The sequence below is a fragment of the bacterium 336/3 genome (genome assembly GCA_001281695.1).
In the GTDB taxonomy this organism is placed as follows: domain Bacteria; phylum Bacteroidota; class Bacteroidia; order Cytophagales; family Thermonemataceae; genus Raineya.
In genome coordinates, this window is the sequence record LJIE01000001.1 from 1,911,212 (window position 1) to 1,924,714 (window position 13,503).

11 protein-coding genes are annotated in these 13,503 nt (G+C 32.0%); 9 read left to right on the forward strand and 2 right to left on the reverse strand.

Annotation, left to right across the window (positions count from 1 at the left end):
• Nucleotides 1-659: 659 nt before the first annotated feature.
• The 4 genes from AD998_08880 (at nt 660) to AD998_08895 (ending at nt 5,457) form a co-directional block, all read left to right on the forward strand.
• On the forward strand, nt 660-1,214 hold the full coding sequence (locus AD998_08880; protein ID KOY86243.1) for an alkylhydroperoxidase: 555 nt from the start codon (nt 660-662) through the stop codon (nt 1,212-1,214).
• Between the two features lie 59 nt (nt 1,215-1,273).
• Nucleotides 1,274-2,140, forward strand: a complete 867-nt coding sequence (locus tag AD998_08885; GenBank protein ID KOY86244.1) for an AraC family transcriptional regulator — start codon at nt 1,274-1,276, stop codon at nt 2,138-2,140.
• Between the two features lie 81 nt (nt 2,141-2,221).
• Nucleotides 2,222-4,360, forward strand: coding sequence for a hypothetical protein (locus tag AD998_08890; protein ID KOY86245.1), 2,139 nt, complete (start codon nt 2,222-2,224; stop codon nt 4,358-4,360).
• An 89-nt stretch (nt 4,361-4,449) separates the two neighbouring features.
• On the forward strand, nt 4,450-5,457 hold the full coding sequence (locus AD998_08895; GenBank protein KOY86246.1) for a hypothetical protein: 1,008 nt from the start codon (nt 4,450-4,452) through the stop codon (nt 5,455-5,457).
• A gap of 29 nt (nt 5,458-5,486) precedes the next feature.
• Here AD998_08895 and AD998_08900 read toward each other — a convergent pair whose 3' ends face one another.
• Nucleotides 5,487-6,065: a nitroreductase gene (locus AD998_08900; protein ID KOY86247.1), complete on the reverse strand. Its 579-nt coding sequence runs from the start codon at nt 6,063-6,065 to the stop codon at nt 5,487-5,489.
• A 124-nt stretch (nt 6,066-6,189) separates the two neighbouring features.
• Here AD998_08900 and AD998_08905 point away from each other — a divergent pair, with 124 nt between their 5' ends.
• From AD998_08905 to AD998_08920, 4 genes are all read left to right on the forward strand, one after another.
• A complete protein-coding gene (locus AD998_08905; protein ID KOY86248.1) occupies nt 6,190-7,986 on the forward strand; it encodes a GTP-binding protein TypA in 1,797 nt (598 codons plus the stop codon).
• Nucleotides 7,987-8,201: 215 nt separating this feature from the next.
• Nucleotides 8,202-8,540, forward strand: a complete 339-nt coding sequence (locus AD998_08910; GenBank protein ID KOY88124.1) for a hypothetical protein — start codon at nt 8,202-8,204, stop codon at nt 8,538-8,540.
• Between the two features lie 32 nt (nt 8,541-8,572).
• On the forward strand, nt 8,573-9,505 hold the full coding sequence (locus tag AD998_08915; GenBank protein KOY86249.1) for a hypothetical protein: 933 nt from the start codon (nt 8,573-8,575) through the stop codon (nt 9,503-9,505).
• Nucleotides 9,506-9,670: 165 nt separating this feature from the next.
• Nucleotides 9,671-11,350 carry a hypothetical protein gene (locus AD998_08920; GenBank protein KOY86250.1) on the forward strand — a complete coding sequence of 560 codons (1,680 nt, stop codon included), beginning with the start codon at nt 9,671-9,673 and terminating at the stop codon, nt 11,348-11,350.
• Nucleotides 11,351-11,549: 199 nt separating this feature from the next.
• On the opposite strand, the gene AD998_08925 is transcribed toward AD998_08920, so the two are convergent.
• Nucleotides 11,550-12,884, reverse strand: coding sequence for a hypothetical protein (locus AD998_08925; protein ID KOY86251.1), 1,335 nt, complete (start codon nt 12,882-12,884; stop codon nt 11,550-11,552).
• Between the two features lie 216 nt (nt 12,885-13,100).
• Between AD998_08925 and AD998_08930 the strand changes: the two genes are divergently transcribed.
• Nucleotides 13,101-13,493 carry a glyoxalase gene (locus AD998_08930; GenBank protein ID KOY86252.1) on the forward strand — a complete coding sequence of 131 codons (393 nt, stop codon included), beginning with the start codon at nt 13,101-13,103 and terminating at the stop codon, nt 13,491-13,493.
• Nucleotides 13,494-13,503: the final 10 nt, after the last annotated feature.

Here is a 13,503-nt window from a genome sequence, read left to right on the forward strand (position 1 = left end):
TACTGTAAGAAATATTGGAGTAGCACCACTTTCACTATCATCTATGAGTATGCCTAATGTGGTATTCAATTATGGTTTCATAGGAACAGTTGCTATTGCTCCTAATGAAAGTAGAGAATTTGAGGTTTCATTTACTCCTATTGCGGTAGCTAGTTACAGTGGAACAGTAACAGTAAACAGCAATGCAGCAGGAGGGATTAATACCTTCACAGTAAGAGGAAATGGAGTGAATCCAACAGCCTTGAATAGCAACAAAGAAGTTGTGTTGAAAGCTTATCCTAACCCAACAGCAGATAAAGTAAACATTTCTGTTGAGAATGCTTGGATAGGTGAGTACAACATAAGTGTTAAAGATTTATTAGGAAAAGAAGTGATGAGTCAAAAATTAAATACTTCTGAATTCCAAGTAGATTTAACAAGTTTGCCTTCAGGATTGTATTTGGTTCAGGTTTCGCATAAGAATGGAACAAAAACTATTCAGATAGCGAAAAAGTAGAATCTTATTCTTTTATTAAATAAAAAAGCCTCTCTAAATATCTTAGAGAGGCTTTTTTCTGATTAGGGAAAATTGTCCATCTCAAAGCGTTTATTGTCCATTTTATAAAAGTGCTGGAGGCTATACATTTGTAATGTTAATTCACACTAAAAAAATTATAACAATGGCACAATTCACAGTTCCCCAAAGAGAAGAAGTTTCTGAAAACAATCAAGCTATTTTTGATAATCTCAAAAGTGCTTTGGGTATGGTACCTAATTTGTATGCAACCATGGCATACAGCAACACAGGTTTAGAAAATTATCTTAATTTCCAAAATGGAAAAACATCTTTAAGCAAAAAAGAAAAGGAAGTAGTAAACTTGGTTGTAAGCCAAGTCAATGAATGTTTGTATTGTCAATCTGCTCATACGCTTTTGGGTAAAATGAATGGTTTTACAGAAGAGCAAATCATCGAAATACGTCAAGGAAAAGCTTCTTTTGATAGTAAATTAGATGTTTTAGCAAAGTTTACGAAAGCTGTTACTTTAAACAAGGGAAAAGTAGATGATTTGACACTCCAAACATTTTTGAATGCTGGTTATACCAAAGGTAGTATTGTAGATGTAATTATTGCTGTGGCAGATAAGGTAGTAATGAATTATCTTCATAATCTTACCCAAATTCCAATTGATTTTCCTGTGGCAGTAGAATTGGAAGCAGTTGCAAACAAAAATTAAATTTTTAAAATAAACGGAACATGGTTATCTTCATGTTCCGTTTACAATGATAATGCTTTATGAGTTATACCTTGATAAACCCTCAAAATGGACATTTGGCTTTCAAAATTTTGCCTTTTGAAAATAATAATCATTTTGACCATGTTCAACGTTTGGGATATTATAGCTTGATTTTAATTTTGGAGGGGAATGGTAAGCTGAAGGCTGATTTTTCTGATTATCAATTTCATAAGAATACTATGATGTGTTTTTCGCCTTATCAGCCTTTCATGATTGATAGCAGTGTTTTACAAGGAATATGTTTGCATTTTCATCCTGACTTTTTTTGTATTCATAAACACCAGCAAGAAGTGGCTTGTAATGGGGTACTTTTTAATAATATTTATAATCCACCTTTTATAGAAATTGACCCACAACAAACAACATATTTTCTTTCTTTGATTGAACAAATGAAAGAGGAAATGCAAAATGTTAGTTTGGCTCAATATGAACTTTTAGTTTCTCATCTGAAAATCTTTTTAATCAAGGCTTCACGTATCAAGATAGAGCAAAATCCAGAAGCTCAAAATGCTTATGGAGAAAATGAACAGCCTTTTATTTTACAAAACTTAAAAGAAGCTATTGAATCCAACTTTAAAATCAAACATTCTGCAAGTGAATATGCTGATTTACTAAATATCTCATCAAAATCTTTGGCTAAAATTTGTAAAAATTATTTTAATAAAACACTAACAGACTTAATTTCAGAACGAATAATTATTGAAGCAAAAAGAGAGTTGTATATGACTTCTAAAACTGTAAAAGAAATTGCTTATGAGTTAGGCTATCAGGACGAATACTATTTTAGTCGTTTTTTTAAAACAAATGCAGATGTTTCTCCTCAAATTTATCGTGAAACTGTTGGTTTTGCAAAAGCCGAAGCATAAATTAATATTTTAATAGTTTTTTAAACTTATTTTATAGAAAATTGCGTTTATAAATAAGTGAAGTTCTATTTTATCAATCCCATGAAAAAAATATTTATAATACTCTTATTTTTCAACATACTTACTCTAAAAGCACAAACTGGAAAAGATAAATGCTCAGATTGGGAAGTGAAAGCATCAAAGTCTGAAGCCAAAGTAGGAGATGAGGTAATCATCAGTTTTTTTGTTACCCCCAAACCCAATTGGTATACTTATGCCAATGGTTTTGAAGAAGGGGGACCTAAAATTACAGAATTTAATTTTAAGAAAAATGCGTCTTATCAATTGATTGGTAAAGTAGAATCGCCTGGAGCAGAAAGTTTTCAAGACCCTATTTTTGAGATGACTATCAGGAAATTCAAGAAAAGAGGAGAATTCAAACAAAAAATAAAGATTTTATCAGATAATTTTAAAATAGAAGGTACAATAGATTATCAAACTTGTTCTGATAAAGATAATCAGTGTATTCCTTGTGAATATGATTTTAGTTTTAGCCAGATAGCTGTAAAAGCAGATGGTAAAACAGACCAGAAAGAACCTGAAGATACAAAAGCTCTCAATAAAAAAGACAGTTCTGAGGCAAAAAATACCACTCAAATTACACCTGTAGATACAACCTCTAAAAAGTCTAATGAAACGGTAAAAAATAAACCTGTAAATTTTGAAGGTGCAGAAAAAGAAGAAGAAAATCTTTTCTTGTTTGCTTTAGGAGCATTTTTAGCAGGTTTGCTAGCATTGCTTACACCATGTGTATATCCTATGATACCCATGACTGTAACCCTTTTTATGAAAGGAGATAGACCTATTAGTCCTCAGGCTAGTGCAGAGGAACAAATACAACAGCAAGCAGCAAACAGACGCAGAGGAATTGTAAAAGCTCTGATTTATGGTGGCTCAATCATTGGAATTTATGGTTTATTGGGTTTATTGGCTTCATTAGCGTTTGGAATAGAATTTAACAATGATTTTAGCACTCATTGGGCTTCCAATCTGTTGTTTTTCAGTATATTTATTGTGTTTGGACTTTCGTTTCTGGGAATGTTTGACATTGTATTACCCAGCAGTTTTGTCAATAAAATAGACCGTAAAGCTGACGGTGGAGGCTATGGAGCTGTATTTTTTATGGCTTTTACATTGGTTTTGGTTTCATTTTCTTGTACAGCTCCCATCGCAGGTAGTATTATTATGCTTGCAACACAAGGAGAAGTAATAAAACCTCTCATAGGTATGATAGCCTATGCTTCGGCTTTTGCGATTCCTTTTACATTTTTTGCTTTGTTTCCAACAGCCATGAAAAGCCTTCCAAAATCAGGAGGGTGGCTCAATACAGTCAAAGTGTTTTTAGGATTTTTAGAGTTAGCATTGGCATTTAAGTTCTTAAGTACAGCTGATTTGGCTTATCACTGGGGAATTTTGAACAGAGATGTATTTTTATCCCTTTGGATAGCTGTTTTTGGAGCAATGGCAATGTATTTATTTGGAAAAATTCAATTACCTCACGATACCAAATTGGATAAAATATCTGTACCAAGAGCTGTAACGGCTATTTTTATTACAGCTTTTACAGTTTATATGATACCAGGGCTTTGGGGAGCAGATTTAAAACTGTTAAGCGGAATAATTCCTCCAAAAACTACACAGGAGTTTATTGTAGCACAAGGAAATAATCAATCTACAAATACTGATAATGGAGATTTTCCAAGTACTGTTAAGTATGGTGATTTCTTAAAATTGCCACATGGTTTAAAAGGCTTTTTTGATTATGAGGAAGGAGTAGCCTATGCCAAGAAAGTGAAAAAACCTATATTTTTAGATTTTACAGGACATGGTTGTGCCAATTGTCGTAAGATGGAAGAATACATTTGGGTAAAGCCTGAAATTTTAAATATTCTAAAAAATGACTATGTGATAATTTCTCTCTATACAGATGATAAAACAGAATTACCAGAAAAGGATTGGGTTACATCGAAAGTAGATGGTAAAGTAAAGAAATCTATGGGTAAAATAAACTTGCATTTTGAAGCAGATAAATTTAGTAATATTGCTCAACCCTATTATGCTCTGTTAGATTCTGAGGGTAATTTATTAGTAAGTCCACCTGTAGGCTACGAACCAGATGTGAAAATCTTCGAAAAATACTTAAAAGCTGGTTTGGAAGCATTTAAGAAAGTGAGGGCTTAAAAATATACATTATTGAAAGGTTGGCAACATGCCAACCTTTTCTATTTTATAAATATGTTTTTAATTTCTAATGAAATTTATATTTGCTTATGAAAAACCTAAGTCTTAAGAAACCTCAAAAACATTATTTAGCTTTTATAGCATTATTTCTTGTAATTGTTTTTTTAGAACAATGGATAGTTTCTACATCTCATTTTTATCAGAATAGACTTCTGCCTTTAGCTGTAAGCATTGATTTGATAATTATTCTACCTGTTTTATACTTTTTTGTGATTGTAAAGCCTTTAAAAGTAAATAAACTTTCTCTATTGGGGGTAATCATGGCATGTATGGGTGTGGGATATGGGGTGATACCAAAAGGGTATCAAGAATATCTTTATTATGCAGAAATAGGCTTGATTATCTTAGAACTTGGGGTGCTGGTTTGGGTACTTACTAAAATCCATAAAATTATAAAAGAGTATCAAAAACTAGAAAAAGAAACATCAGACTTTATAAAAAACGTTCATCAGGCTTTTGAAACGCACTTGGGGAATAGTTTTTTTATACACTTTTTTGTTTCGGAACTTATCATGCTTCGTTATGGATTATTTTTCTGGATTTATAAAAAAAGAGATACTCAAGAAAATGAATTCACAATCCATAAAGAATCTGCTTTTGTACCTACTTTTTCGGTTTTAATTTTTGTATCATTGATAGAATTAGTTGTGGTTCATATTTTATTAATGGACTCTAAACCGATACTTACATGGATATTAACAGCTCTTAGTGTTTATTCTTTGGTATTTTTAATGGCTTATATAGTATCTATTGTACGTAGAAAAATTTCTATTGAACAGAATACAGTTTTTATAAGAGTAGGTAAGGTTTGGAATTTTGAAATAGATAAATCCAATATCTCAGAAATTATCCCAATCAAAGATGTAGAAAAAGATAAAAATATCTTGAATGTAGCCTCTTTACTCATGACACAGCCTAATGTACTTATTAAGTTACACAAAAAGATAAGTATTAGAGGACTTTATGGTATTAAGAAAGAAATAAATCAGGTAGCTTTGGTATTGGATAAACCTCAAGATTTTATCAAACTCTCATAAACAATAAAAAGCCCTGAAAAGGGCTTTTTTTATTCTATCCATGTTACTTTTTCTTGAACAGGTTTTCTTTGCGATTCAGGTGATTCTTTGGCAATATGCCCCAGATAGAAAAAACCAAGTAGTTTATCCTCTTCGCCCAAACCGAAAAACGACTTGGCTTCAGGATAGTAAGTTACACCACCACTACCCCAATAACCACCTATTTCATAGGCTGTTATGGATAAATAAATATTCTGAACAGCACAAGCCACAGCTTCAATTTCTTCTACTTCAGGAACTCCTTCGTGGCGTTTCATGCCAATAGCTATGATATGAGAGGCTTTGAGTGGGTTGGTAAGTAGTTTTTGATATGTACTTTCACTAAACTTATCACCAGTATTTTTTTCTTTGTATAAATCAGCTTGAAATTGAGCTAATTTTTTTAAACCCTCTCCTTTAAACACTACAAAACGCCAAGGCTCTGTTTTTTTGTGAGTAGGAGCATAATTAGCATTTTCTAAAATTTGCCAAATAATAGTATCATCTATTATTTTAGAGTTGTCGAATTGAGCAGGATAAGTAGAACGACGGCTTTTGATAAGCTCGTTGATAGTTTCTTGTAAAGACATATTTTATTGCTTTAAAACTGTTAAACTAAATTTAATACAAAGGTAACTATCTTATTTTGAAGGAAACTTTCTTATTCTCAAATATTTTTTCTATTTTTGCACCTTCAAAATAAGCCCTTGATTTATGAATATTCGCAACATTGCTATTATTGCTCACGTTGACCATGGAAAAACCACTTTGGTAGATAAGATAATTCATTCTGCCAAACTATTCAGAGAAAACCAACAATTTGATGACCTTATCCTTGATAACAACGAGTTAGAAAGAGAAAGAGGTATTACTATCGTTTCTAAAAATGTATCTATTCGTTATAAAGGTACTAAAATTAATATTATTGATACTCCTGGTCACGCCGATTTTGGTGGAGAAGTAGAGCGTGTACTTAAAATGGCAGATGGAGTTCTTTTGCTTGTAGATGCTTTTGAGGGTCCTATGCCTCAAACTCGTTTTGTATTGACAAAAGCTATTCAGTTAGGCTTAAAACCAGTCGTGATTATCAATAAAGTAGATAAACCCAACTGTCGCCCTGATGAAGTACATGAGCATGTTTTTGATTTGATGTTCAACTTGGGAGCAACAGAAGACCAATTAGATTTTGTAACTATTTATGGTTCAGCAAAACAAGGTTGGATGGGTTATGACTGGAAACAGCCAACAGATAATATTACAGCTCTTTTAGATACTATTATTAATGTAATTCCTGCACCTAAAATAGCTGAGGGTGCTTTACAAATGCAAGTTACATCTTTAGATTATTCAAGCTTTGTAGGTAGAATAGCCATTGGTCGTGTATATAGAGGAACTGTGAAACCCAATGCTCAAATTGCACTTTGTAAGGCAGATGGTTCTATTAAGAAAATGCGTATCAAAGAAGTACAAACTTTTGAAGGTTTGGGAAAAGCCAATGCTGAAGAAGTGAAAGCAGGTGATATTTGTGCAATTACAGGTTTAGAAGAATTTGAAATTGGTGATACAATTGCAGACATAGAGAATCCTGAACCTATGCCTCGTATCTCAATTGATGAGCCTACGATGAGTATGCTTTTTACCATCAATAACTCGCCATTTTTTGGTAAAGAAGGTAAATTTGTTACTTCAAGACATTTGAGAGAAAGATTATTAAAGGAAACTGAAAAAAATCTAGCTCTAAGAGTAGAATTTACAGATAGAGAGGATTCATTTATAGTGTATGGACGTGGTATTTTGCACTTGTCTATCCTTATCGAAACTATGCGTAGAGAAGGTTATGAGTTGCAAGTGGGACAGCCCAGAGTGTTATTCAAAGAAATAGATGGACAACGTCATGAGCCTATCGAAACATTGGTAGTAGATGTTCCTGAAGAATTTGCAGGTAAAGTAATAGAACTTTCTACACAACGTAAAGGGGAACTCCAAATCATGGAGCCAAAAGGCGATTTACAACATTTAGAGTTTAAAATACCTTCTCGTGGCTTGATTGGACTTAGAAATTTAGTGCTTACCTCTACACAAGGTGAAGCTGTTATGACACACCGTTTCACAGCCTATGAGCCTTTCAAAGGAAACATTCCTGAACGTATCAGTGGTTCAATTATTTCTAAAGATTCAGGTCCTGCTACAGCATACTCTATTGATAAATTACAAGATAGAGGATATTTCTTCATCGATCCAGGAGAGGAAATTTATGGTGGTCAGATTATAGGCGAACACACAAGAGGTTCTGACTTAGTTGTGAATGTACAGACAGGTAAAAAACTTACCAACGTAAGAGCTTCAGGTACAGACGATAGTGTAAAAATTGCTCCAAAAGTTCAATTCTCTTTAGAAGAAGCTATGGAATATATACAAAAGGATGAATACGTAGAAATTACACCTACGGCTATTCGTATGCGTAAAATATACCTCGATGAGAATGAGCGTAAGAGAATGGAAAAACAATAAAAATTAACTATTTTTTTAAAGGCTTTCTTGTTTAAACAAGAAAGCCTTTTGATTTTTTAGTAAAAATTAACCATATTTGAACGATTTTTGAAGTAGATGTGGAAACAATCCATGAAAATATAAAAATTATGAAACAATTATTTTTAATCATTTTATTTATAGGGGTTTATACAGTTGGCTTTGCTCAAGATACCCTCCAAGTTAAAAAAGATACGATTCCTGTAATTCCCACACCCAACGAACCTTATATTTATTTTCAGTCAAAAGAATATAATTTTGGTAACATCAAGATGGGAAAGGCTATTTCACAAGTATATGAATTTACCAATACAGGCAAAAAACCACTTAAAATAAAAGCAGTACAAACAGGTTGTGATTGTACAACAGTTATTTGGGAGAAAACAGTAATAGAGCCAGAGCAAAAAGGGAAAATAACAGTAGTCTATTTACCCAAACCCAACCAAACTGGAGAACAAAAAAAAGTCATTTTAGTTATATCTAATGGTGTTAATAAAGAAGAACTTTTATACTTTAAAGGCACAGTAGAACCATAAAATATTCGTACAATTAGAACAACTTAATTTTTATGTTTGCAGTTATTAGAAATACTTTAGATGCTATATTCAATACTCGACCCAATTACATAAAATCTATTTTTGGTGAGCCTGATTCGTGGGCTGATACTGATAAATTTTCAGAATTTAATTTGGCTTCTGCTGATTTACTTAAATTTGTAAAATATAGCTCAGAAGTGGCTTTGCCACCTTTTTTTGGAGATAGCCAATTCTTAAAACCTTTTATACCAAGTTTTCTACAATCTATTCTTTTTATGGAGCGTGCTTCTATTTTTGATGTAAGCATGGTAAGTAAAAATGATCAAATAGAAGATGAAAAGTGGTTTTTTATCAATGGAATTGTTACCAATGAAGATTTGGCAATGTCTAATGGAAAATATATTTCCTTATTATTTCAAAGACCTATTACGATTCTTCATAATCCTACTAATGGTATAGGACTTGATATGATACAATCTGCTATGGGTAAATTTGGACATACCAACGTAGAGTTCGCAAAATTTGTCTTACCACAAATCAGAAAAGCTTTGAGCGAAAAGGAAAAAGTAGTTTTAATGAGTCACTCACAAGGAACGCTGATTACTTCTACAATTTTGGATATGCTCATACAAGAAAGAAACCCTTATATAGGAAAATTAGAAATATACGCTTTTGCAAATTGTGCTGAAGAAATGAGTCATAAACCTATTGCTGATAAAAACAATAAACCTTTGATAGAAAGTTTCTCCAATGAGCATGATGTAGTGGCTAAATTGGGGGTTTTACATCCTTATAGAGAAGAAAGAGGTATTCAGATAGATGGGGAGCATTTTATTAAAAAGGATGGTTGGGGACATTTCTTAAATATTCATTACCTCAAAGGCTTTGTAAAAGGTGAATATATCCACGATTCAGGTAAAAAAGTAACTTCAAAACTCTTTACTTATCTTAATGGTAAAAAATAATCAAAACCACCTTTTAAGGTGGTTTTTTTATGGATAAAACTGAGGAGTTCATAAAACAAATGACTTGTTTGATAAAGAAAGCAATGGTTTTGATAAAATGGGAGGCTTGAACCTTGATTTCTTGATATAGTTTTGAGGCATCAAATCACCAAACTAAAACTCAAAATGAAAAGAACACTCAAACAAATCCGTAATGTATTAACAGCTCTTCTATGCTCTGCTAGCATAGGTTATGCTCAAAATCTTGTTCAAAATCCAAGTTTCGAACAAGGAACAATACCCACAGGACAAAGTCAATTACATCTAGCAACAAACTGGACACATTATAAAGGAGATTGTATTGCTAATAATCCTAATATCCCAAGTACATGGCCAAGCTCTGATTTATTTGATAAAAATGCGACAAGCTCTTCTGTAGGTGTTCCTTCTAATGTATGGACAACATCAGCAGGACTTGATGAAAGAACAGGACAAAGACGTTATGCAGGTATTTGGAATCAGGTAGATCAAACTTTTGTTAATGATGAACGTATCAGAGGAACTTTGACAACAACCCTACAAGCAGGTAGTTATGATTTGTCTCTTTATTTGGCAAGGGGTAAAAACCATCTTACACCTTCAACTTTAGACCCTGTTACAAAATATCAAGTTGAGGTGGTACTAAGAAAAGGAACAGATTGTTCATTACAAAAACTTATTTATATAAGCCCAAGTCTAACCAATTATCAATGGCAACAATATGCGACCACTTTTTCCATTATTGATTCAGAAGCAAATATTTATAACAGAGTAGAAATACGTATTAAACATTTTACTTTTTCTCAATTTGAAAGCAGACCTAATGTTAGAACTGTGTTTATAGATGATGTTTCTATTACGCCCATAGTATGTACTTTAAACCCTGCTTATTCATATTCTATAGGTTGTGATAAACAAGCAAACCAAGCAGTGATAGATGTAATAGGCAATGTTGTAAATCAGAATAGTCAGTGGAATTTGTATGAAATGAATGGAAATAGTATCGCTGACCAAGATATTATCAGTGGACCTAATCCTATTCAAGTTTTGTCAGGACACCAAGTACAGTTTAGAGTACCCAACGTTGCAGGCAAATATTATATGATAAAACATGGTGTTTGGACAAATATGTGTTCTTGGGTAGAACAAAGAAGAGTATTTCAAATACCTACATTTAATAATTATGTAAATTCAGATTTTACAATGGAATTTCAGTCACCAGTTGCTGGAGGAGCACCTTCTATAGAAGTAACATCAGCCGATTTTACGAATCCCGTCAGCAATTGGATGTTGTTTTATAGCTACTCTGATTTACCTATTACATCTTTGAATGGTTGGACTTATGCAGGTGTTGTTACATCTACTAACACACATACATTTTCTAATCTTCAGTATGGTGTATACTACATGGTTCGTCATATTTCGAAGCATAATTGCTCTACCTATGGTTATACTCATAAAAAAGTTTATGGTTATGCTCAGAGAATGGCAAATAATACAACATTAGAAGCATTAGATATTTATGCTGGTAAAATGACAGAAGAAGAATATGTAGCTTTTGAAAAAATGATACAGCAAGAACAGAACAATATTCAAAACCCTATTAAATTGTATCCAAATCCTGCAACAAGTGTGGTAAATATTGCTAAAAACACTTCTGTTGGAGAGCATAAAGTAACAATTACAAACCAATTTGGAAAACAAATGTACGAAGGTATTTTATCTAATGAAATGAACATAAATGTAAGTAGCTGGAGAAAAGGCTTGTATTTTGTAAATGTACATACAGCAAATGGAATAAAAGTTGAAAAACTCTTGGTAGAATAAAAAGACATAAAAACACGTAAAAAATAGGGTTACTGGAGAGTAACTCTATTTTTTTATCCCAAATACAGCCAATCAGCATACCAAAAATGCTCATCAAAAAACCTCCTAAGCTATCAGGAATGATAGCATGAGGAAAATGAAGCAAGTAAATCCATGTGCAAAAACCCAATAACACAGATAAAACAGCCAATCTCTAAACTTAATACCAAAACGTAATCAGAGCTTCATAAGGGCGTGTGTCTGGTTTATAATGTTTTCGTGCTATAATTTTAATTTGATTTTTACCTTTTTTACAAATTTTAGAAGGAATATGCATTACAACGCCTTTTTCAGCATCATCAAATTCATAATACATAAACTCATTTTTGGCGAATGTACTATCATTGAGTTGTATTTTATAGGCACTTTGTAAACATTGAAGCTTTTGCTCATCTTCAGCAATACGATTGAGATACTTATCTTTTATCTTTTTGGATGAAGTTTTTGTGCATAAACTATCTAAAAACTCGTCATTTTTTTTGTGATAAGCAATAAAAAGGCGTACATAAGGCTCTGTAATGATGTCAGATTGAATCGTAAATGTTCGGGGTACATCTAAAGAACGTTGATTCTCATAATAATTATTTAATAAAAAAGTTTCACGAGTGTAAGAAGTGTAAAAATGATGTAAGTTTAAAGGAGATACACCTCGTAAAGAAAACAAATTAAATGCCATCATAAACATAAAACAAATACCCACAAAAAGATTAATCATATTAATTCTTCTTTGTGATACAGTAGAATTGAATGTGAGCAATAAAGATTGAATGTGATCACCAAAAAAAGGTAAGAATATTTTTTGAAAATTTGTTGCAAAGTGATAATGCCATTTACCATACTTAGGATGATTTTTAAATCGTTTTTGTCCTAAAATAATAACACTAGTGGTAGGAATCATAACAAAAGTAAGAAACGCAAATAATAACAGATTTTCGTACTTTTCGTAAAGTGCTTTGCCCAAAAGATTTTGAAAAATATTATATAGTATAATAAACAAAGAATACATCAGGCATATACCTATGAGTTGCAAAATAATCATGATTGCCAAAGCAAAAACAATACTTGCTGCTTTATCAAGTTTTTCTGCCAATACATCTAAATTTTGCATTTTGGCTTTTAATTTCTCTTTTCCATAATCTCCATAAACAGTAATTCTATTGAAATCGATTCCTTTGGGATACACAGATATTACCCCTAAAAACCCTACCCAAAAACCTCTGAGAATAAAATGAACAATAAAAGCAATGGAAAGAATCTGACTTGCAGATATAAGAATAGCCGAAATAAGAGCTGGCATCATGGCATTGCCCATGCCTTCATTGATTTGATAATTAACTGTGTATGTATTGAAAGCCTCTTGAATAATTTTAGGCAAACTAAAAGTAGCATAAATAGCAAAACCCGAAATAATAAGTTCGGGATTCCAACTTTGTTCACTGACTTCTTCAAGCCATTTTTTATTTCTATAATCTTCTTGATTTATGTTTTCTTCCATAATACAATTAAAGTGAATACAAAGATATTGTTTTTAAGAAAAATAGGAAATAATGTTAAATTTTTAAATCTTGATAAATGGTTGTTGAAGAAAAGAAGAAAAACTCATAATCAATAATCTTATAAGTTTTTTGTACTTTTCACTTTTAAAAACTTCTGACGATGACTATGGTCAAATATAAAGAAAAAGAATAATCATATTTTAAAATAAAAAAAGATGGTAAAGTTTGCTTATACAATATTGTATGTTCAAGATGTAACAAAAGCTATTGAGTTTTATGAAAAAGCGTTTGGTTTTACACGGAAATTTATAACACCAGAGAATGATTATGGAGAACTTTTAGTAGGTGAAACAACACTTTCATTTACTTCAGTTGAATTGGCAAAACTAAATTTAGCAGATGGGTTTATAGAGAGCAATGTAATCAATAAACCTTTTGGAATTGAAATAGGTTTTACAACGGATAATGTGGAGAAAACGGTCATAACAGCAACTAATGCAGGTGCAATAATTGTTGAAGATCCAAAAATTAAACCTTGGGGGCAAACAGTTGCATATTTAAGAGATCTTGATGGTTTTTTAATTGAGATCTGTACACCAATGAGTTAATTGTAAAATA